At 71.5% G+C, this 20,552-nt stretch carries 18 protein-coding genes and 1 pseudogene; 5 read left to right on the top strand and 14 right to left on the bottom strand.

Annotated features, from left to right (window positions below; all coding sequences use genetic code 11):
- Positions 1–69 precede the first annotated feature (69 nt).
- On the top strand, positions 70–948 hold the full coding sequence (locus OG627_RS18495) for an alpha/beta fold hydrolase (protein WP_329066499.1): 879 nt from the start codon (positions 70–72) through the stop codon (positions 946–948).
- A gap of 87 nt (positions 949–1,035) precedes the next feature.
- Positions 1,036–1,506, top strand: a pseudogene (locus tag OG627_RS18490) (ATP-binding protein); the annotation flags it as partial.
- 16 nt (positions 1,507–1,522) lie between these two features.
- Here the strand turns inward: OG627_RS18490 and OG627_RS18485 are convergent.
- The 5 genes from OG627_RS18485 to OG627_RS18465 form a co-directional block, all read right to left on the bottom strand.
- On the bottom strand, positions 1,523–3,880 hold the full coding sequence (locus tag OG627_RS18485) for an FUSC family protein (protein ID WP_443073500.1): 2,358 nt from the start codon (positions 3,878–3,880) through the stop codon (positions 1,523–1,525).
- A 41-nt stretch (positions 3,881–3,921) separates the two neighbouring features.
- A complete protein-coding gene (locus OG627_RS18480) occupies positions 3,922–4,152 on the bottom strand; it encodes a DUF2630 family protein (protein WP_443073637.1) in 231 nt (76 codons plus the stop codon).
- Between the two features lie 113 nt (positions 4,153–4,265).
- Positions 4,266–5,288 (bottom strand): endonuclease/exonuclease/phosphatase family protein, encoded by a 1,023-nt coding sequence (locus OG627_RS18475; RefSeq protein WP_329066497.1) that lies wholly within the window; start codon positions 5,286–5,288, stop codon positions 4,266–4,268.
- Positions 5,289–5,694: 406 nt separating this feature from the next.
- Entirely contained in the window at positions 5,695–6,150 is a 456-nt protein-coding gene (locus OG627_RS18470) for a DUF7144 family membrane protein (RefSeq protein WP_329066495.1), read from the bottom strand.
- Positions 6,151–6,367: 217 nt separating this feature from the next.
- Positions 6,368–7,234, bottom strand: a complete 867-nt coding sequence (locus tag OG627_RS18465) for a hypothetical protein (protein WP_329066493.1) — start codon at positions 7,232–7,234, stop codon at positions 6,368–6,370.
- On the opposite strand from OG627_RS18465, the gene OG627_RS18460 reads away from it, so the two are divergent.
- Both OG627_RS18460 and OG627_RS18455 read left to right on the top strand, forming a co-directional pair.
- The gene (locus OG627_RS18460; protein WP_329066491.1) at positions 7,206–7,409 is read left to right on the top strand and encodes a hypothetical protein; all 204 of its coding nucleotides are present in this window, start codon (positions 7,206–7,208) and stop codon (positions 7,407–7,409) included. The two genes, OG627_RS18465 and OG627_RS18460, sit on opposite strands and share 29 nt — an antisense overlap.
- Before the next feature lie 142 nt (positions 7,410–7,551).
- A complete protein-coding gene (locus OG627_RS18455; RefSeq protein ID WP_329066489.1) occupies positions 7,552–8,217 on the top strand; it encodes a hypothetical protein in 666 nt (221 codons plus the stop codon).
- Positions 8,218–8,442: 225 nt separating this feature from the next.
- On the opposite strand, the gene OG627_RS18450 is transcribed toward OG627_RS18455, so the two are convergent.
- Complete coding sequence (locus OG627_RS18450) at positions 8,443–8,853, bottom strand: VOC family protein (protein WP_329066487.1); 411 nt, start codon at positions 8,851–8,853, stop codon at positions 8,443–8,445.
- Positions 8,854–8,948: 95 nt separating this feature from the next.
- On the bottom strand, positions 8,949–9,341 hold the full coding sequence (locus tag OG627_RS18445; RefSeq protein WP_329066485.1) for an AraC family transcriptional regulator: 393 nt from the start codon (positions 9,339–9,341) through the stop codon (positions 8,949–8,951).
- 338 nt (positions 9,342–9,679) lie between these two features.
- On the opposite strand from OG627_RS18445, the gene OG627_RS18440 reads away from it, so the two are divergent.
- A complete protein-coding gene (locus OG627_RS18440; protein ID WP_329066483.1) occupies positions 9,680–10,669 on the top strand; it encodes an ABC transporter substrate-binding protein in 990 nt (329 codons plus the stop codon).
- An 11-nt stretch (positions 10,670–10,680) separates the two neighbouring features.
- Here OG627_RS18440 and OG627_RS18435 read toward each other — a convergent pair whose 3' ends face one another.
- The 7 genes from OG627_RS18435 to OG627_RS18405 all read right to left on the bottom strand — a co-directional run bounded on the left by OG627_RS18435 (position 10,681) and on the right by OG627_RS18405 (position 20,312).
- Positions 10,681–10,974: a hypothetical protein gene (locus tag OG627_RS18435; RefSeq protein WP_329066481.1), complete on the bottom strand. Its 294-nt coding sequence runs from the start codon at positions 10,972–10,974 to the stop codon at positions 10,681–10,683.
- Complete coding sequence (locus OG627_RS18430; protein ID WP_329066478.1) at positions 10,971–11,405, bottom strand: ATP-binding protein; 435 nt, start codon at positions 11,403–11,405, stop codon at positions 10,971–10,973. The genes OG627_RS18435 and OG627_RS18430 overlap by 4 nt, the downstream gene beginning before the upstream one ends.
- A gap of 476 nt (positions 11,406–11,881) precedes the next feature.
- A complete protein-coding gene (locus tag OG627_RS18425; RefSeq protein WP_329066476.1) occupies positions 11,882–12,823 on the bottom strand; it encodes a D-alanyl-D-alanine carboxypeptidase family protein in 942 nt (313 codons plus the stop codon).
- A gap of 744 nt (positions 12,824–13,567) precedes the next feature.
- Positions 13,568–15,100 carry an alanine/glycine:cation symporter family protein gene (locus OG627_RS18420; RefSeq protein ID WP_329066474.1) on the bottom strand — a complete coding sequence of 511 codons (1,533 nt, stop codon included), beginning with the start codon at positions 15,098–15,100 and terminating at the stop codon, positions 13,568–13,570.
- Positions 15,101–15,442: 342 nt separating this feature from the next.
- On the bottom strand, positions 15,443–16,822 hold the full coding sequence (locus OG627_RS18415) for a lysine N(6)-hydroxylase/L-ornithine N(5)-oxygenase family protein (RefSeq protein WP_329066472.1): 1,380 nt from the start codon (positions 16,820–16,822) through the stop codon (positions 15,443–15,445).
- Between the two features lie 191 nt (positions 16,823–17,013).
- A complete protein-coding gene (locus OG627_RS18410; RefSeq protein ID WP_329066470.1) occupies positions 17,014–18,798 on the bottom strand; it encodes a pyridoxal phosphate-dependent decarboxylase family protein in 1,785 nt (594 codons plus the stop codon).
- Positions 18,795–20,312, bottom strand: a complete 1,518-nt coding sequence (locus tag OG627_RS18405; protein WP_329066468.1) for a diaminobutyrate--2-oxoglutarate transaminase family protein — start codon at positions 20,310–20,312, stop codon at positions 18,795–18,797. The genes OG627_RS18410 and OG627_RS18405 overlap by 4 nt, the downstream gene beginning before the upstream one ends.
- Positions 20,313–20,552 lie beyond the last annotated feature (240 nt).

The raw sequence follows: 20,552 nt of genomic DNA, 5'->3' as shown, positions 1-20,552 counted from the left end.
GCAAGCAGGCAGGGAGGCGGACGCCGACCGACCGGCCCCGGAGAAAACCCCGAGAAAGAGGACAGCACCATGGCTCCCGTCATCGCGGACTTCACCTACCGGCGCGTACCCGTCGCGGACGGCGTGTCGCTCAACGCGGCCGTCGGAGGCGTGGGCAGCCCGATCGTGCTGCTGCACGGCTTCCCGCAGACCCATCTGATGTGGCGGCACGTCGCCGCCGACCTCGCCGCCGACCACACGGTCATCTGCCCGGACCTGCGCGGGTACGGGGCCAGCGACAAACCCGCCGAGGCGGACAGCGCCACCTACTCCAAGCGCACCATGGGAGCCGACATCGTCGCCCTGGCCCGGGAGCTGGGGCACGAGCGCTTCGCACTGGCCGGGCACGACCGGGGCGCGCTCGTCGCGATCCGTACCGCGCTCGACCACCCCGAGGTGATCACCCACCTGGCCTCGCTCGATGTGCTGCCGACCCTGGACATGTGGGACGTGATGCACGGGACCACGGCGGCCGTCGGCTTCCACCTCTATCTGATGGCCCAGCCCCCTGGCCTGCCCGAGCAGATGATCGCCGCCAGCTCCGACGCCTTCTTCGGCCACTTCCTCGACATCTGGACCAACGACCCGGACGCGATCCCCGCCGACGTCCGCGCCGCCTACCTGACCGCCTGCCGCGACGCGGTGCCCTCGATCGTCGCCGACTACCGCGCCTCGGCGGGCATCGACGTCGAACACGACCGCGCGGACCGCGCGGCCGGCCACCGGCTCCGTATGCCCGTCACCGTGCTCCAGCAGGACTGGGGCTCGGCGCTCGGCTTCGACGCCAAGGCCCTGTGGAGCGCCTGGGCCCCCGACCTGCGGCACACCGGCGTCACCTTCGGCCACTTCATGGCGGAGGAAGCACCCGCCGAGGTCGCCGGGGCGCTCCGCGACCTGCTCACCCGCTGACGCCCGCCAGGTTTTCTCGCGCACGGCCGACTCACAACACCCCCCGGTTCCTGGGGTGTTATCAGGGTGATCGACTGTCGCGCGCGAATGCTCAGAGTCACCTTTCGCACACGGAAAGTAAAAGTCGTGTCACAGGGAAGGTCTGTCCCTATGAACCACGACGGTGAACAGCGCGACCAGTACGACCAGTACGACCAGAGCCGCCGGCACGACCACTGTGTGACCTTCCGGCTGCCCAGCCATCCCAGGAGCGTCGGGCGGGCCAGGGAGATTCTCCATCGGGACTTCGGCTTCCCCGGGGAGCCGGGCGACACCGCCGCACTCCTCCTGTCGGAGCTCGTCACCAACGCGCTGCGCCACGGGAGTCCGCCCGGCCGGGAGGTCGCCGTCACGCTCCACCACAGCGACGGGCTGTTCAGACTGGAGGTCGAGGACGCGGGCGATTATCTGCCGCGTCCGCGCACCCCGGATCTGGACGACGAGTGCGGGCGGGGGCTCGCGCTGGTCGCGGCGCTGGCCGACGACTGGGGTGTGGTGCCGCGTCGCGGGCCCGGCAAACGGGTCTGGGTCATGCTCAAGGTGGCGGGCCAGGCCGGTCAGGTCTGTCCGATCGGTCCTGCCGGTCCTGCCGGTCCTGCCGGGCTCCCCGGTCCTGCTGGTCCTGCTGACCGGGCCGCTCTCGGGTGTCAGGCTCATCTTCCCGAGCGGCCCGAGCCGCCCGACGCGCTCGAACGGGCGCCACAGTCCGGTCGTTGAGACCGGCCAGGCGGCCCGGGGACACGATCGCGCGCGCCGCTCGTACCTCGTGGCGCAGCGGCGCGAGCAGTCCCCTCTCGTCGCCATCGCCGTCGCCGTAGCCGTAGCCCTCGCCGTCGCCATCACCGTCGCCCGTGTCGGGGGCGTCGGCCCGTACTGCGGTCGGGGTCTCGTTCGCCCGCATGCCGTCCGCCAGCTCGCGCAGGTCGCGTTCGATGCCGGCGGTCTCGGCCGGGGCGGGCGGTGCGGCGCCGTGGTTGACGCGGACGCGGGCGGCCGTCGTCGCGTCCACGATGCGTTCCAGCGCGACGACGAGCGGCCACCAGGCCATGGCGCGGGTGCCGGTGGGCGGGGGTTCGGTCAGGGCGCGCTGGAACTCGGTGCGTACGGCGGAGAGGTCGCGGTAGATGCGGCGGCGCTGACGTACCCGTTCCGTCTGGTCCGCGCCGGGCGCGAACGCCGACCGTACGTAGCGCGCCGTGTCCTCGACGGCGTCCGCGAGCCGGGTCCCGACCCGGGTGTGCCAGCTCTCGGGCCAGAGCAGATAGCCGGCGATCAGGGCGATGCCGCAGCCGATCATGCTGTCCACGAAGCGCGGCAGGACAAGGTCGAAGCCCTGGTGGCCGAGGATGTCGGAGAGCAGCAGGATCACCGGGGTGAGGGCCGCCGTCTGGAACGCGTACCCCTTCGCGGACACCGCCGGGACGATCCCCGCGAGCACCAGCATCACCACCACGTCCCACCAGCCGCGCGGTGTCGCCGACAGGACGGCCGCCGCGACGACGAGCCCGGCCACCGTGCCCAGCGCGCGCAGCACCGCGCGCGAGAAGACCGAGCCGAAGTCCGGTTTGAGGATGAAGGTGACGGTGAGCGTCACCCAGTACGAGCGCGGCACCGCGATGAGCGAGACCAGCGCCTGGGCGAGGCCGATGCAGAGCGCGAGGCGCAGCCCGTAGCGCCAGGACGCCCCGGACAGCAGCACCGCGCGCGTGGCGCGGCGGGCCCGGACGCGCAGGGCGGCGGGGCGGCCGAGCCGGTCGTCCTCGGAGTCGCTGGGGGTGGCGGAAGCGGAATCGTTCGCTTCGGCGCGGCCCCCTTTCGCGCGGTCTCCTGCCCCGGGGCCCCGATTCGCGCGGTCGCCTACCTCGCGATCCCCTACCCCGCGGTCCCCTTCCCTGTCGCCTGCTTCCGCGTCTTCGGCTCTTTCCGCGTCTTCGGCCCGGTGGACCACCGCCGCCGCGTACCGCAGCGCGGCATCGACGGCGCGTTCGGAGGCGGTGGTGGGCGCGGGCAGCTCCAGGGGCGGGCCGCCGGTGCGGCCGGTGGCGACCGCGTCGGCCAGCTCCCGTACCGCCGCCGGGATCGCGGCGGGCAGCGGCCGGCCCCCGCCCGTCAGATGGACGGCGGGGGTGGCCTCGACCAGCGGGATGATCACGTTGAGCTGGGCGAGCAGCCGTACGAGCGCGGCGGACCGGCCGTGCTCGCGCGCGCGACGGGCGAGCACGAGGTCGTACGCCTGATTGAGCGACTCGGTGACCGCCTGCCGCTTCGTGTCGTACGTATCGCCCGCAGCCATTTCGCCCGCACCCGTATCGCCCCCGCCCGTACCGCCCCCGCCCGTACCGCCCCCACCTGTACCGCCCGCGGCCTCCAGCAGGTCGGCGACCGCGCGGTACGTCCCGGCCACGGCGGCCCGTTCGGGGCCCCGGCCGCGCAGGGGCCAGGCCAGCAGGGACAGGCCGAGCACGAACAGCCCGCCCAGCGACAGCAGCAGCGGGGCCATCCACCACGGTTCCGGCATCGGCAGGCCCGCGCCCACCACCGTGTTGATCAGGAGCAGCAGCCCGGCGACCGAGGCCACAGCGCCGATCGAGGAGATCATCCCGGAGAGGAGCGCGATCAGCGTCAGCACACCGACGGCGAGCCAGCCCCGGCCGAGGACCAGCGTGCCGACCGTGACGCCGACGGCGCCGAAGAGCTGCGGAAGCGCGATGTTGAAGATCCGCATCCGGTAGGCGTCGGCGGTGTCGCCGAGGAGGGCGAAGAGCGCGCCCATCGACACGAGAGCGCCGTAGGCCGTCCGGTCCGTGACGAGGCCGACCGCCAGGGGCGTGGCCATGGCGACCGAGGCGCGGGCGACGGCGGCCCAGGGGACGGGCGCCGGCTGGGGGCGCACGGCCGCGAGGAGCCAGGCGGGCGGGGCGAGCCGTTGCGTCCTCAGCCCTGGTACCCCTCGACCTCGCCTGCGGGCCGTACCGCCGCCTCGTCCGGGTTCTCACCGAACTCGGACTTCGCGCGGCGCTGGCGCAGCAGGTCCCAGCACTGGTCGAGCCGGACCTCGACGGAGCGCAGCCGCTGCTGCTCGTCGTCGGCGAGGCCGAGGTGCTGGGTGGCGCGGGAGCGCAGGGCGCGCTCCTCGGCGACCAGTTCGTTGATGGTGCGGAGGATCGTGTCGTCGGAGTCACCTGTACGGGGCGCTCCCGTACTGGGTTTTCCCGTTCCGGGGTTTCCCGCACCCGGCGTCGGGTTCGTGGCGTCCATGGTTCGATCCTCGCGCCGTACTACGGCACCCGCATTTCGGTACCTCGCGTTTCGGTACCGCGCAGTTCCAGCCCGACGAGCAGCGAGCGGTGGTCCGTGTCCGCGAGGTCGATGAAGCGGGCGTCCCGTACGGAGAAGTCGTCGCTCACCAGCACATGGTCGATCTGCGCGCCCAGCGGCCTGGGCAGCTGCGACGGCCAGGACGGCGTGTGGCCGGCCCCCGCCAGCAGCGCGCTGTCCCGCAGCCCGCCGTCCTTCAGCAGCGCGCGGAAGAGGGCGTGGTCCCGGGTGGCGTTGAAGTCGCCCGCCACGATGACCGGGTCACCGCCCTGGTGCGCGGCGGCGTACGTACGGATGCCGCCCAGCTCGGCGCGCCAGTCGTCCACCATGCCGGGGATGGGCGGCAGCGGGTGGGCGAGCTGGAGGTGGACCGTACGGTCGCCGACGCGGGCGGCGGAACCCGGCATGGCGAGGGTGCCTTCCACGCCTTCGGCCTCGGTGAGCGGGAAGACGGAGAGGATCGCGGAGCCCTCGGCCCGGCCGGCCTTGACGACGTTGCGGAACGGATAGTCCGCGCTCGGGATGCGGTCGGCGAGGAGCCGCGCGCAGACGAACTCGCACTCCTGGACGAACACCAGGTCGGGCTTCTCGCGGCGGATGGTGTCGATGAGGCCGAGCGTTCCCTGCCCGAACTCGACGTTGGAGGTCAGGACCCGGATCCGGGTGGTGCCGGTGGTGCCGCTGGTGCCACTGGTGCTCGATGTCGCGTACGTGTCGGATGCGCCGTCGTCCGTGTCGTACGCGTCGTACGTACGTGACGTCCACCCCGTCACGGCGAGCAGCACCAGCGCCCAGACCGCCCCCGTACGCCAGCGCAGCAGAGCCGTGAACAGCGCGGCCAGCGCCACCGGGACCAGCAGCCAGGGCAGGAAGGCGAGCAACTGCGGTACGGGCGTGATGCCGTCGACGCCCAGCAGCCGGCAGCCGACGAGGAAGGTGGCCCCGGCGAGGAACAGGCCCGTGACGCCGGTCAGGAGCCGCACGTGGAGGGGGCTCGTGGTGGGGGCTCGCGTGGTGAGTGAGTGTGCGGCGGGGGGCTGTGCGGCAGGGGGCTGTCCGGCGGGGGGCTGGTGGTCCTGGGCGTTCAAGGGGATGTGCCTCTCGCTCGACGGGCCTCGTCGGCCACGACGTGGCCTCTCATCGTCCTTGCCTCTCATCGTCCTTCGGTCAGACGCGGCGTGGCGAACGACAGTTGCACCGGCACGGGCGGGGGTAGTGGCGGGAGGTGGCGGGAGGTGGCGGGAGACACAGATACGCGCATACGGGGACAACGACGTCGGCCGTTGTTCCCGTATGCGCGTACGTGTGTGTGGGATCGGATGGTCGGGTTGGTGTGGGGGGTTCAGTGTGGGGGGAGTTGGGTGGGAGTGGTGTGGACCGTGGTCGGCGTCAGGTTCTGGCACCGGATCCAAGTCCGCCCCGCTCCGTGGCCAGCGCCCAGATCAGATAGGCCGACAGGGCCATGCCCACGACCGCCCAGACCGGCTGGTACGGCAGGTACATGAACTGCGCGACCAGGTTCAGCGCCGCGAACGTTATACCGAGGTACCTGGCCCACTTGTGGCGCGTCGCGAGAAGCGCGATACCCGTGACGACGAGCAGAACGCCGATCGCGAAGTGGATCCAGCCCCACGAGGTGAGGTTGAACCGGTAGGCGTATCCGGAGACGCCGTTGAGGAAGGAATCCCTTCTGATGGCTGTGATGCTCTGGAGGATGTTGGTCGCCCCTGTGACCAGCAGCAGGACACCGGCAAGGATGCTGCCGCCAACAGCCCAGGCGGCCTTTCGCTCGGCATGCGCGCCGGTTCCCGCGCCGTAACCGGTGCCGGTACCGGACGTACTCATGCCCCTTCCTGTGCCAGTTGTGCCTGTGCCCACGCCCGTGCCTGTGGTGGTGGGGGGCCTGTGTGCTGTGTTCTGGCTCATACCCACCATGGTGCTCCACATGGAACAAAAGGGACATTCGGTCGGGTGGTATCGGCATAAAGATTCAGTAAAGTCCGGCGTGTCCCCCTCCCACCTGCGAATTCGCCCGGCCCCTGAGCGCGCGGTTGTCGGAGCATCAGGTGCCGGTCGGCCGGAAGCGGGCGTGCCACGCGCCCCTGAGCCGCCCGGTGAGCCACGTACCGACGGCCAGAACGAGCCCGGCGGCCAGGACGGACCAGGCCGTCAGCCGGAGCGACTCGGTCAGCGCGTCGAAGATCGCGCGGGCGGCGGACCGGTCGCCGTTGTTGGGCAGGTCGGCGGGGATCGAGCCGCGCGCCACGGCGACCGCGATGACCAGCAGCCCCGCGCCGATCGCGCACGCCGCGCCGACGCCGATCAGCGCCCGCGCCCGGCCGCCGCGCCCGGCGAGCAGCACGGCCGCGACCGCCGCCACCACGGTGCCGACGGCCGGCCAGATCCCGGCGGCGCGGAGCCCCTGCGCGACATCGCGCCAGACCCCGAGCCCGTTGGCCTCCAGGACGGTGGTGTCCTCGTGCCGTACGGGGATCCGGTCGGAGAAGGGCACGTTGTCGGCCATCAGTTGCTTCTTCACCTGCTCGGTGATGGGCGCCAGATCGATCGTCACCGTATCGCCGCCGCTGCTCAGGACCTTTTCCACGGCGGCGTGGGCGGCGCGGACCGCCGTACGCCAGGCGTTCCGGAAGGCGTCGGTGGTGGCGAAGGACAGCACGGCGTCGTGCAGGAGGTTGCGGACGCCCTGCTGGAGCGGTCCCACCTTGACCTCGGCCATGACCTCATCGGTGATCCGGTCAGCGACCGCCCGCTGGACGTGGATGTCGGAGTCGAGCGGCGCCACGGTGGAGACGAAGCGGCCGGTGTCGCCGATCTCCAGATCGGACCAGGCCGCGACCGCGCTGACGGGGGTGAGGACGGCCAGCAGGACGATCAGGGACGTGGAGAGGGCCGCGAGGAACCGGGACATCACGGTGGGGTGCGAGGAGGAGAGAGAAGAGGGGGACGAGGAGCACGACGAGGACGAGGAGGACGGAGGAGTGGAGGAGGAGAAGCGAGAGATCCGAGAGATCCGAGAGGTCCGCACTCCTCAAGGGGATGGCGCGCGCACAGCCGACGCGAGCGGGGCGCCGCCGACCCGGTGAGCGCGGCGGGCGTTGGGGTTGACGTGCGTGACCACCGGGTGTGCTCTGGAGAGAAGACCGAAGAGGTAAGAGAAAGACCGAAGCGGAAAAAAGGAGGGGCAATCGGGGGGCAGTGGGGGGCGTAGGGAAGGAGTTCCCCACCATGGCCACACCCGTCCGGATGCCGCCGCGCCACCGCGCCTCAAGGCTCCACGCTTCCCACCGGACCACCGACAGGACCACCGTCCCCGGGCGCAGGACCGGCCCGCAGGGCGCCTCGCGGTACGACACCGGGCACCTCGCCTCCGCGCGCGGAGCCGGGCGAGGCGCCGCCCAGGGCGCCACACCGACCGTCGCGCAGGGCGTCGCGCACGGCACGCGCCACCGGCTGTCGCCGCTCGCGCTGGGGGTGCCGCTCGTCCTCGGCATCATCTACGGCGCCTACGCGGCGGCCATCGCACGCGACGGCGGCCCCGCCACGTACGGCCAGCTCGCCCTGGCGCTGGTCTCCGGAGCGGCGCTGCTCGCGCTGCTCGTCGGCCTCCTCCTCGTACAGCGCTCCCTGCCGCGCGAGATACGCGCCGTGGCCTGGGGCGCGGTGGTGGCAGCGCCGATCGGCTTCCTCATGTGCCTCTCCGGGCACAGCGTCTTCTCGTCCTCGGGACTCGCGCTGTTCGTGGCGGCGTGCACGGCGGCGGCGGTGTTCTACAGGCTGTACACGAAGGAGCCGTCACAGCCCCGGGCCCAGTCGCAGGCACGGACACGCGAGTACCCGGAGAGCACGCGGCCTCGCGCGCGCCGCGTCGCCCGGACTGGTCGGGCACGCTGAACCGGCGCGCTGATCGCCGCCCTTCAGCTCGTCAGCCTGCCGGTGGGCGCCAACCGGAGGTCGGCCCACGGCACCGTCCCGCCCGGCAGCACGTCTCCAGCCGAACCGTGGTGTCCGACCCCCGTCAACAGCGATACGGAGGCGCGGCCCCGAGCGGAGGCGCGGCCCCGAGCGGAGGCGCGGCCCCGTCAGCGCACGACGCGCCGTACGAGGCCGGCCGGGGGCTCAGGTCTTCGGCTGGGTGAAGCGGATGCGGTTGCCGAAGGGGTCGCGCAGGCCGCAGTCGATCCCGTACGGGCGCTCGGTCGGTTCCTCGGTGAACTCCACTCCGCGCTCCAACAGGGTCTCGTAGGTCTTGCGGCAGTCGCTGGTGGTGAAGATGAGCCAGCCGCCCACCGCCCCCTTCGTCACCAGCTCGCGCACCTGCTCCGCCGTCTCCTCCGACATCGCCGGAGCGCCGGGCTTCTCCAGAAGGATCTGCCGTTCGGGGTGGCCGGGAAGGCTGACGGTCAGCCAGCGCATGAGCCCCAACTGGACGTCTGCGGTGACTTCCAGGCCCAGCTTGCCGACGTAGAAGTCGAGGGCCCGGTCCTGGTCGAGGACGTATATCTGTGACTGCGTGATGGCGTTGAACATGGGACTCACGCTATCGACCGGTCGCGGCGAGAACTTATCCGAAACTGCTCAGTCGGCTGAAGGGCGGACCCACGGCCGCCGGCCGACTGAGCGGGTCAGGTACGCGGGCGGGTCCACGCCATCGTGAAGCACGTGGGCACACCCACGGCCGTCGCCTCCTTGCGGTACGTCCGGGGCGACCGGCCGACGATGTCGCGGAACGTACGGCTGAAGGTGCCGGGGCTGGTGAAGCCGACCTCGAAGCAGATGTCCGTCACGCTGCGGTCGGTCTCCCGCAGCAGGAACATCGCCCGCTCCATACGGCGGCGTTGCAGATAGCGGTGCGGCGTCTCACCGAACGTGGCCCGGAAGGTGCGCGTGAAGTGCGCCTGCGACACATGAGCGATCCGCGCCAGCGCCGGGACGTCCAGCGGTCGCGCGTAGTCGCGGTCCATCGCGTCCCGCGCCCGGAGCATGCGGCGGTTCGTGTCTTCTGCGGCCAGGCTCACGGCGCCCTGTCCCTCCCCTTCACCCGCACGTCGCGGACTTTCCTGTCATTCAGGGAATCCGGCGCGGTAACTGGGCGAGCCCTTCGGCGCCTTGCCGTTCCACTCGCTCGCAATCCTCCTCGGTGAAACGGGAGCACTCGACCAGTGCCGTACTACCGCTTCCCGTCATGACCCGTCCGGATCCGCCGGGCGCACTCGAAGCACGGCAGCAGGCTACCCAACCCGCCCGACGAGAAGCCCTCTTCCTCCGAAACCGACTTGTTGCGCGGGCGGCGCCAAGATTAGGTTTGCCTTACTTGGTCCGGGAGAGTCCGGGCTGCCGTCAGGGAGGCCCCACCGTGCCCAGAACCTTCACCGGCCGCATCACCCTGGCCGCCGCCGTCGCCACCGCGCTCGCCGTCACCCTCACCGCGTGCGGCAGCGACGACGAGTCCCCGGCCGCCAAGGGCAAGACCCCCGGCGGCGCGGGCGGCGCGGGTACGCACACCGTCAAGACGGCCATGGGCGACGTCCAGGTCAACGACGCGCCCCAGCGGGTCGTCGTCCTGGACACCGACTCGCTGGACTCGGCCGTCACCCTGGGGATCACCCCCGTCGGCGCCACCACCGTCGCGGACAAGGCCCCCTTCTCCGCCTACCTCCCCGCCGACCAGCTCAAGGACATCAAGCCCGTCGGCGTCATCGCCGAGCCCAACCTCGAAGCCATCAACGCCCTCAAGCCGGACCTGATCCTGAGCAGCAAGGTCCGCGACGAGAAGAACTACAAGGCGCTCTCCGCCATCGCCCCGACCGTCTTCTCCGAGTCAACCGGCGGCACCTGGCGCGCCAACTTCGCGCTGCACGCCGACGCCCTCGGCAAGAAGACCGAGGCGAAGAAGGTCGTCACCGACTACACCGCCCACGTCGAGCGGGTGACCGAGGCGCTGGGCGGACCGGCGAAGGCGGCGCAGACGAAGGTCGGCTTCGTACGCTTCGTGGAAGGCGCCGACACGCGCCTCTATCTGAACGACACGTTCGTCGGCTCCCTCTTCAAGGACCTCCAGGTCGGCCGGCCCGCCAACCAGGACAAGGACGGCTTCTCGGTCGACGTCAGCCCCGAGCAGATCGACCAGGCCGACGCCGACGTCCTCTTCTACTCCGCCTACGGAGACCCGAAGAAGGCCAAGGAGACGGACATCACCGGCGGCCCGCTCTGGAAGAACATCGACGCCGTGAAGAAGAACAAGGCGTTCAAGGTCGACGACAACCTGTGGATGCTCGGCATCGGCTACACGGGCGCGAGCCAGATCCTGGACACGATGGAGAAGGACCTCGCGTCGAAATCATGATCTGCCCGAAGTCATAACCTGCCCCACCCACGAAGGCGCGGGAGTTGAGCCGCGCGCACGGTCACGAGGACCGGCGCGCGGTGGCAGTGACAGATGTACGAGTACGACGGGCCCGCGTCCGCCCTCGTACCCGGTGCCGCCCCGGCCCCCGCCGCCGCGTCGGACTCCGCCTCGAGCAACAGGGCCCGCGCCTCCTCCCCCGGGTCCGAGGACGACGCCCACAGCACCGCCACCACGAGCACGAGAAAACTGCCGGCGAGCGCGACCACGCCCCACAGCCGCTGGTCGGTCACGGGCTCGATCACCCCACCCCACCGCCGCCCCGGTTGACGCTGCCGGTCCCGGCGCCACCGCGCACGTCGAACTCGGCGAACACCGTCTTCCCGACCGTCCGGGGCTCCGTCCCCCAACGGTCCGCGACCTGCGCCACGATGCCCAGCCCCCGCCCGAAACACTCGTCGTCCGCCGCGATCCGCGCCAGCGGCAGCCGTTCGCCCCGCGGGTCGCTGACCTCGACGCGCAGACCGCTGGGCCGCAGGACGCTGCGCACCTGAAAGAGCCGGCCACGGATCACGCCGTACTTCAGGGCGTTCGTGCCGAGTTCACTCACCACCAGCGCGACGGACCAGGCGAGTTCGGGATGCCCCCACTCCGCGATGAGCCGCGCGGCGCGATGCCGCGCGAGGGTGACGCTGCCTGCGACGGGGGTGTAGTTCAGCCGGTCCTCGTGGAGCACGGGCTCGGGGCAGGGCTCGGGGTTTTCACGGTCTGAGGCCCTGGACGCGCACCTCCATGTGCGGTCGGGGGCGTTGCCCGTACGGGCGGATGCGCGGCGGTGGCGATACCGGTGCCCGCGGCTGCCGTTGGGCAGGGCGGGGCGGTGCGCTTCCGCTGGGCGGTTGACGCCCCTCTCGTAGCCGCTGAGGGCCGCCGCATATCGCGTCTGCTCCTCGCCCTCCGGCAGGTCCACCGCGCGCCCGGCATCCCCTGCGACTATGCGCGATGTTGCATAAACACGAGCCCTGGATCGCTCTCACGGGCACCGCCACGTACCCGCCTCCCGCAGCAGGAGAGCCACCGGCCCCACCCTGCGCGTCTCTCCAGCCGGCCGGCAGACCTTCACGGCTCTCGTCGGGCGCCGGCAGACCCGGTGTCAGGGCGTCACCGGAGTTTCGGTGACGCCCTGACGTGTCGATCAGAACGGGAGCGGACTCAGTCGCGCTGCGTGTTCGCCGGGAGTTTGCGGAGCTTCATGTTCTTCGCGGTGTCCGAACCGAACCCGTAGTCCAGCATCTTCGCCGCGTCGCCGTAGCGGTCGGTGCTGTTCAGGACCGTGCCGACGAGGGTCTTGGCGCCACGGGTGGCCGCGAAGACCAGGCATTCGCCCGCAGGGGTCGTCGTACCGGTCTTGATGCCGATGACACCGTCGTACGAACCGAGCAACTGGTTCGTGTTGTTCCAGGTGTAGTACCGCGTACGGCCGTTGGCGGCCGGAGCTTCCGCCTTGTACTGCTTGGTCGCGACGACCGTACGGAAGGTGTCGTCCGTCATGGCGTACCGGGCCAGCTTCGCCAGCTCGGTCGGGGTGCTGGAGTCGGTGCCCGCACCGTCGAAGGAGTCGAACTCGGTCTTCGGGAGGGCGAGTTCGTCGGCCTTCGCGTTCATCTGGGAGACGAAGGACTCGGTCCGCTCTTTGGTGGTGTCGCCGGTGCCGAAGGTGTCGGCGAGGGCGTAGCCCGCGTCGGCGCCGGAGGGAAGCAGCGACGCGTAGAGAAGCTGACGGATGGTGAGCTTGTCGCCGGTCTGGAGATCCGCCGTGCTGGTGCCGTGTTCGGTGACGTAGTCGCGGTACTCCTGCTTGACGGGCACCTGGCGGTCCAGGTCGGCGCCTTGGTCGAGCACCACGTACGCGGCCATGATCTTCGCCGTGCTGGCCATGGGGCGCGCGGTGTCCGCGTCCTTGCCGTAGAGCGTCTCGCCGCTGTCGCCGTCCACCAGGGCGGCGCCCTTGGCGGTGACGGTGGGTTCGGGCTGGGCGGCGGCGACGGCGGTCTGGGCGACCAGTGGGGAGAGCGCGAGCAGCACGCCACCGGCGACGGCGGCCGCGGCCTTGCGCTTGGTCGGTATTTTGGCAGTCAAGTGGAAATGCTCCATATCCGCATCGCTTGGGTTGAACTGTCGTACGTGAGGGCCCGTGGGGTGTGAGTGCCCCCGCACTTGGAACGTCATGGCACGGCCGATTGGTTGTCACGTTTACCGATGACGCCTCCCGGCGGTGGACCGTCCAGCCGTCCCCGGCGCCACCTGCGGCCTCGGTCCACGCCTGGGAGCCCGTGGCCACGTCGATGAGCACCACGTCACCGCCCAGGTCCACGTACTCGGCCGAGGGCGCGGCGAGTTGGGCGACGAAGTGGGCGGTCCGGTTGTCGAGGAGGCCGGAGCCGACACGGGCGGCGCGGGTCTCGCCGTGCCGCCGTACCAGCAGGGGACCCAAAGTCGGTGTTGAGTTCTGCCGCGACTCTGTCGTCGGCTTCGCGTTGCCGTTCGGGGCTGGTGGTCTCGTCGGTGAGCACGGACAGCCGGACGCACGCCGCACCCCGGAGGGTCTCGGTTTCGAACACCGCGCCCGCGAGGGGGTTTCGGGGTGTGCTGGTCATGCCCCCTGTAGGGACCGAGGAGGTTCCGCTACCATCCCTGACCAGCGTTGATGCCACCATGCCCGCACTCCAGAACCGCTGGATTGGAGTGTTGGGAGACCTCGACGGTCATGAGTTCTGTGTGTTGCCCCCCGCATAGGCCGCCTCGGGCGAGTCGGTGGCACGGAGGCTGCCCACAGGGGCAGTTGCCGCCCGGCGTCGCCGGCCCCCGGACGGGGGCAGGCGACGCCGGGCGCGCGGGTCAGGACCGGGAAGCGGCCGGGGTCTTCTCGTCGTCCTCCTCCACGGCACCGCTGTCGTGCCGGCGCACGTAGGCCAGGAACGTTTCGAGTTCCCGCTTGACGACCGGCGCGAGGAAGTAGAGGCCGATGATGTTGATGACGGCCAGGGTGAACAGCACGGCGTCCGCCATGTCGATCAGGGTCTGCAGGGTGAGCAGTGAACCGCCGACGGCGAACAGGGTGTAGATCACCTTGTAGGTGATCTCGCTGATCCGGCTGCGGCCGAAGAGGTACGACCATGCCTTGAGGCCGTAGTAGCCCCACGTCAGGACGGTGGAGATCGCGAAGAGCAGCACCGCGACGGTGAGCACGTACGGGAACCAGGGCAGCACGGTCTCGAAGGCGTCTGAAGTGATCGTCACGCCGCCGATGTCCTCACCGGTGCGCGCCTCGGCCCAGCTGGCGGGGTTGGCGATCACGATCGTGAGTGCCGTCATGGTGCAGATGATGACGGTGTCGATGAACGGCTCCAGCAGAGCCACCAGGCCCTCGCTGGCCGGGTGCTTCGTCTTGACCGCGGAGTGGGCGATCGGTGCGGAGCCCAGACCCGCCTCGTTGGAGAACGCGGCACGCTTGAAGCCGATGATGAGCGCGCCGAGCACGCCGCCCGCGACGCCCTCGGGGTTGAAGGCACCCTCGATGATGGTGACGACGGCGGACGGCACCTGACCGACGTTGACGAGAATGACGACGAGGCAGGCGACGATGTAGATGCCGGCCATGGCGGGGATCAGGCGGCTGGTGACCGACGCGATCGAGCGGATTCCGCCGATCAGGACGATGCCGACGAGCGCCGCCACCACGAGGCCGAAGAACAGGGCGCCGGTCGAGGAGCCCACGGCGCCGTTCTCGCCGCCGGTGACCGAGACGAGCTGCGCGTAGCTCTGGTTGACCTGGAACAGGTTGCCACCGAAGAGGCCGAAGAAGAGGATCATCGCCGAGGCGAGGACCGCGAGGACCTTACCGAACGACGCTCCGCGGCTGCCGAACCTCTCGGCGAGGCCCTTGGGCAGATAGTGCATGGGCCCGCCGGAGACCGTGCCGTCGGCGTGCACCTCGCGGTACTTCACGCCGAGGGTGACCTCGACGAACTTGCTGGCCATGCCGAGCAGCCCGCAGAGGATCATCCAGAACGTCGCTCCGGGGCCGCCGATGCTGACCGCGACCGCGACACCGGCTATGTTCCCCAGCCCCACGGTGCCGGAGACGGCGGCCGTGAGCGCCTGGAAGTGATTCACCTCGCCGGCCGCCGACTTGTCGTCGTACTTGCCGCGCACCACGTCGATGGCCAGCCGGAACCGGCGGAACTGCACGAACCCGAACCAGCCGGTGAAGACGAGACCCGCGACCACCAGCCAGGCCACGATCAGGGGCAGATCGGTGCCTCCGACCGGAACGGCGTAGAACACCACCTCCCCGAGCCAGGAAGCTATCGGTTCGAAGAATCCGCTGACGGATTCGTCGACCGATCCGGTGAATGAGTCCAGTGACATCTGACTACCTCGGGAGAGCGGGCCGACGCGGAGGGGGCGCCGGGTGGGGGCAGGCATGGATGACGGCCATGTCCGGGACCGTCGAGGGCGCCCCGGTCCGCAGACCCGGACCGGACTCACCCCGGTGCTAGGTGCCGGTGCGCACCGGCATCCCCGCTGCCGGATAGAGGACGCCCGGAAGCGGAGTTGTGTAGTCCTACCACGCCTTTTACCAACTTTTTAGTGACGTGCGTCACAACCTCGGGCCCATTTATTTACCCTTGGGCCCAGTTGGCGTGATCGTTATACGGATCTGAGCTTCTGTTGAGCGAAGCGCGGGCGAGGCGTGGGCCGGCGCGCGCCTCACACCCCCGGCGCCCCGAACGTCGTCCACGCCGCGCGGGGCGGCAGGCGCAGTACGGGGCGGTCCGCGAGGGCGTTGAGGATGGTGGCGGCCCGCCACGCGCTCAGGGTGAGGTCGGGCGTGCCCACGCCATGGGTGTGGAGTTCGGCGTTCTGGACGTAAAGGGCGCCGGTCACACGGGGGTTGAGGGAGACGCGGTAGTCGCCGTCCACGCGGTAGCGGCCCCGGTCGTCCCAGTCGACGAGTCCGGCGAGGGGTTCGAGGAAGGCGGGCCGGGTGGCCGCGTAGCCCGTGGCCGAGACGATCGCGGCGGTGCGGATCTCGAAGACCTTGTCCTGCTGGACATGGCGGCAGGTCAGTACGTAGTCGTCGCCCGCGTCGTCGTAGCGGGCGCCCTCGATGGCGACGCCCGGGTGGAGGGCGGCGCGTGGTTCCGTACCGCCGATGGTGCGTTCGTACAGCTCGTCGTGGATGTCGGCGAGGGTCTCCTCGCTGACGCCCTTGTAGAGCTGCCACTGCTCGCGCACGAGGTGCTCGCGCCGCTCCTCGGGGAGGGCGCGGAAGTAGCGGATGTAGTCGGGGGTGAAGTGCTCCAGACCGATCTTGGAGTACTCCATCGGCGCGAAGGCCGGGGTACGGGCCAGCCAGCGGACGTACGGGCCGCCCGCGCCGTCGCCGTCCTGGTGGCGGAGCAGGTCGAGGGCGACCTCGGCGCCGGACTGGCCCGCGCCGACGACCGTGACGTCCGCGAGCGCGGCCAGCGCGGTGCGATGGGTGCGGTAGTCGGCGCTGTGCAGGACGCGGCCCCGGCCCCGGTCCCGGTCCCCGCCCCGGTCCTGGTGATCGTCCGTCAGCAGGGCGCGCAGCGGCTGCGGTACGACCGGGTCCGTACCGACGCCGAGCACGACCTGCCGCGTCCACACGCGCGACACCGCGCCGTCCGCCGCCGACCGGTAGGTGACCGCGAAAGCGTCGGACGTGTCGTCCCAGGCCAGCTCCGTGACGCGCGCGTCGAAGCGGCAGGAGGGGAGGTGTTCGGCGACCCAGCGGCAGTAGTGGTCGTACTCGCGGCGCGGTATGTGGAAGCGCTCGGAGAAGAAGAAGGGGAACATCCGGTCGTGTTCGCGCAGGTAGTTCAGGTACGACCAGGGGCTGGTCGGGTCGGCCATCGTCACCAGGTCGGCGAGGAAGGGGACTTGCAGGGTCGTTCCTTCCATGAGCAAGCCCGGATGCCAGGAGAAGGCGGGCTTGGCGTCGAGGAAGAGGGTGCGGAGTTCGGGAACGCCGTCCGAGAGCGCTGCCAGGGAGAGGTTGAACGGACCGATGCCTACGCCGACCACGTCGTAGATCTGATGTCCGTCTTGGTGCTCGGTCGTCACCGGGGGGCCTCCGCCGGGGTGGGTGGGGTTCTGTTCACGCGCGCGAGTGCGTGAGGGCGCAAGTGCGTAAGTGCGTAAGTGCGTAAGTGAATGTGTGGGTAGGTGCGTGCGTGCTCAAGTCTGTACGGGGCGACGGGGAACGCTCGGGCGGGGACGGCGGCCGGGGGTTTTCCGGTCCCCGGCCCTGACCGTCACCCCGCCGCCGCCTCTTCCTCCTCGGCCCGCCCCGCCGCCACCACCTCGAAGAGCAGCCGCTCCACCTCCTCGGCCGTGGTGTGCGGGTTGAGCAGGGTCAGCTTGAGCCGCACGCGTCCCGGCCCTTCGCCCGGCAGCTCGGTGCGGCCGACCACGGCGCGGCCCTCGCGCAGCAGCCGGCGGCGGAGCGCGGCGTTGATGTCGTCGCTCCGCTGTTCGTCGTCGCCGTGTTTCTCGTCGGCGTCCACGGGCCGGTAGCGGAACACGAAGGCCGTCAGCACCGGTTCGGCGTGCAGCTCCAGGCAGGGGTGGCTCCGTACGGTCCGCGCCCCGGCCAGGGCCAGTTCGTGGCAGGCGTCCACGAGCCGCCCCAGCCCCTCCCGGCCCAGGGTGCGCAGCGTCACCGCGATCTTGAAGGCGTCGGCGCGGCGGGTCGTGCGCAGCGAGAGGCCGAGCAGGCTCGGGTAGCCGGCCTCCTCGTCGTCGGCCGGGTTGAGGTACACCGCCCGGCGGGCGAGCGAGGCGTACGTCTCGGACTCGGCCACCAGGAAGACCCCGGCGGCGGCGGGCTGCCAGCCGAGTTTGTGCCAGTCGAGGGAGACGGAGTCGGCGAGTGCGAGCCCGTCCAGGAGCGGCGCGAGCCGGTCGGAGAGCAGCGCGCCGCCGCCGTACGCCGCGTCCACGTGCAGCCAGGCGCCGTGCTCGGCGGCGAGGGCCGCGCAGGCGCGCAGCGGGTCGATGGAGCCGGTGTCGGTGGTGCCCGCCGTGGCCACGATGGCGATCGGCAGCTCGCCGCGCTCCGCGCAGCCGTCCAGGAGCGCCGCCAACGCGTCGGTGTCCATACGGAGTTGATGGTCGACCGGTACGGACAGCACCGCGTCCTCGCCGAGCCCGAGGAGTGCGGCGGCGCGCTGTACGGAGAAGTGCGCGACGGCGGAGGCGAGGATACGGGGGCGGATGCCCGAGGTGGGCCGGAGGCCGGTGAGTTCGATCGGCCCGCCGGTCGCCGCTCCCAGGACGCGGTCCCTGGCCAGCATCAGCCCCATGAGGTTCGACTCCGTACCGCCGGAGGTGAGGACCCCGGCGGCCCGGTCCCGGTCGTAACCGACCAGCCCCGCCAGCTCCTGGAGCAGCAGGGTCTCCAGGACGGTCGCAGCGGGCGCCTGGTCCCACGAGTCCTGGGAGGGGTTGAGCGCGCTGACGGCGAGGTCGGCGGCGACGGCGACGGCCAGCGGCGGGCAGTGCAGGTGCGCGGCGCAGGAGGCGTCGGCGGGGTCGGCGCTGCCGTGGGCGAGGAGTTCGGTGAGCCGGTCCAGGGCGGCGGGGCCGGTGGCTGCGGGACTGGTGGCGGCGGGGAAGGCGGCGGCGGGGGAGGTGGCCGCAGTGGTCCCTGAGCCGACGCGGCCGGTGGTGGCCAGGCCGGTGGCGCCCTCGCCGGTGGCCCCGGAGCCGTAGAACGCCTCGGCCACGGCCGCCGCCGCCTCCTCCGGGCTGCCGGGGGCGACGGGGCCGCCCCGGGTCTTGGCGCCTTTGACGAGGGCGTCGAGCACGGTGGAGACCAGCGGGGCGAGCGCGTCGGGGCCCGCGACGCCGCCGGACAGGGCGGCGGCGGGATCGTGTGCGGTGTGCTGCGCAGGAGCGTGTGCGGACGCATGACCCGACGTGCGACCGGTGGTCCATGCCGCCTGCTGCCCCGACGCCTGTCCCGACGTCTGTCCCGACATCTGTCCCGACGCCTGCGCGGGGACGCGTGGCTGCGTCTGCCTGGATTCCGTGGTCATGCCTGCCGTCCCTGCTTGTCCTGGCGACCGCCCGCCGAAGCGTGCGCGATCGCGTCCGTGAGCCGGTCGAGGACCGCTTCCGCCTGCTCGTCCGAGATGGTCAGCGGGGGCAGAAGGCGGAGAGTCGCGTCGAAGCGTCCGCCCAACTCGATGATCAGGCCCCGCTCCAGACAGGCAGCGCGGACCCGTACCGCCAGTTCGGGGGCGGCCGGGCGGGCACCGCACGAGTCCACCGGCCCTTCGGGGTCGACCAGTTCGACCCCGATCATCAGCCCGCGCCCCCGTACGTCACCGATCACGGGCAGTTCGTGGCGCAGCCCGTCCAGCCGCGCGGTCATCCGCGCGCCCACGGTCGCGGCGCGGTCGGCCAGGCCCTCCCGGGCCACGTACCGCAGCGTCGCCGCGCCCGTCGCCATGGCCAGCGTGTTGCCCCGGAACGTGCCGGTATGGGCGCCGGGGAGCCACGCGTCGTAGTCCTGGTCGTAGACGATCACGGCGAGGGGCAGACCGCCGCCGATCGCCTTCGACATCACCATCACGTCCGGGATGATCCCGCTGTGCTCGACGGCCCAGAAGGCGCCCGTGCGCCCCACGCCGGTCTGCACCTCGTCCACGATCAGCGGGATCCCGCGTTCCGTGGTGATCCGGCGCATCTCGCGCAGCCACGAATCGGGCGCGGGCACCGCGCCGCCCTCGCCCTGCACCGCTTCGAGGATCATCGCGGCGGGGGGCACGACACCGCCCACGGGGTCGTCGAGCAGCCGTTCCGTATAGGTCGCCGCCAGCTCGCCGCCGCGCTCGCCGCCGACACCGAACGGGCAGCGGTACGGGTACGGATACGGCAGCCGGGTCACCTCGGCCACCCCCTCCGCCACCCGCTCCCTGGCCGAGACGCGGCCGGTCACCGCGAGCGCCCCGGCGGTCATGCCGTGGTAGGCGCCGGTGAACGCGAGCACCCCGCCCCGCCCGGTCGCGGTCCGCGTCAGCTTCAGCGCCGCCTCGACCGCGTCCGTACCGGCGGGGCCGCAGAAGTGGATCCGGGCGCGGTCGGCGAAGTTCCCGGGGAGGGTGGCGAAGAGGGCGTCGGTGAAGTCGTCCTTCTCCGGCGTCGCGAGGTCGAGGACGTGCAGCGGCGCGCCGCTCTCCATCGTGCGCCGTACGGCCTCCAGTACGACGGGGTGGTTGTGGCCGAGGGCGAGCGTGCCCGCGCCGGAGAGGCAGTCGAGGTAGCGGCGGCCGTCCGTCCCCTCGATCGTCATGCCCTTGGCGCGGGCCGGCACGATCGGGAACGAGCGGGCGTAGGTGCGCGCCGAGGACTCCCGGGCGCGCTGGCGGCGCAGGATGCCGGCGGCGCGGTCGCCCGCGCCGGAAGCGGCGCCTGAAGTGCCGCCGGAAGTGCCGCCCGATGAACCAGCGGTGGCCGGAGCGTGCGGGGTACCTGGCCCTTCGGCCGCCTCCGGTGCGCCCTCGGGGGGCCGTTCACTCACGGGCGGGGAGATGGGGGGCACGGTCATGACACGGCTCCGGAGGATGAGGAGGAAGACTCAGAGCGGATGGCGCTCGGCGACGGGGCGGCCGGGGACGGGCGGTACGGCTGACTCCCGGCCGGAGGAGAGCCCGTAAGGGACCCGGTGGAAGGGTCCCCAGGGGAGAACGATCAAGTCGCCGACGCGTATTCGTTCGATCGGCACGTCCCACGGAAGGGTGTCCCCGGGCCGGGCCCCGAGACCGCTCGGGCCCCGGAACGCGGGCGA

Origin of the sequence: Streptomyces sp. NBC_01429 (assembly GCF_036231945.1) — a bacterium.
GTDB lineage: Bacteria > Actinomycetota > Actinomycetes > Streptomycetales > Streptomycetaceae > Streptomyces.
This window is presented reverse-complemented; position numbering and strand designations above follow the sequence as displayed.

What these genes read in the sequence shown, in the direction of transcription:
- OG627_RS18425 (WP_329066476.1), bottom strand. Translation starts at nt 12,823, where the DNA reads ATGGAGCATTTCCACTTGACTGCCAAAATACCGACCAAGCGCAAGGCC.
- OG627_RS18405 (WP_329066468.1), bottom strand. Translation starts at nt 20,312, where the DNA reads ATGACCGTGCCCCCCATCTCCCCGCCCGTGAGTGAACGGCCCCCCGAG.
- OG627_RS18455 (WP_329066489.1), top strand. Translation starts at nt 7,552, where the DNA reads ATGGCCACACCCGTCCGGATGCCGCCGCGCCACCGCGCCTCAAGGCTC.
- OG627_RS18450 (WP_329066487.1), bottom strand. Translation starts at nt 8,853, where the DNA reads ATGTTCAACGCCATCACGCAGTCACAGATATACGTCCTCGACCAGGAC.
- OG627_RS18410 (WP_329066470.1), bottom strand. Translation starts at nt 18,798, where the DNA reads ATGACCACGGAATCCAGGCAGACGCAGCCACGCGTCCCCGCGCAGGCG.
- OG627_RS18470 (WP_329066495.1), bottom strand. Translation starts at nt 6,150, where the DNA reads ATGAGTACGTCCGGTACCGGCACCGGTTACGGCGCGGGAACCGGCGCG.
- OG627_RS18495 (WP_329066499.1), top strand. Translation starts at nt 70, where the DNA reads ATGGCTCCCGTCATCGCGGACTTCACCTACCGGCGCGTACCCGTCGCG.
- OG627_RS18420 (WP_329066474.1), bottom strand. Translation starts at nt 15,100, where the DNA reads ATGTCACTGGACTCATTCACCGGATCGGTCGACGAATCCGTCAGCGGA.
- OG627_RS18465 (WP_329066493.1), bottom strand. Translation starts at nt 7,234, where the DNA reads ATGTCCCGGTTCCTCGCGGCCCTCTCCACGTCCCTGATCGTCCTGCTG.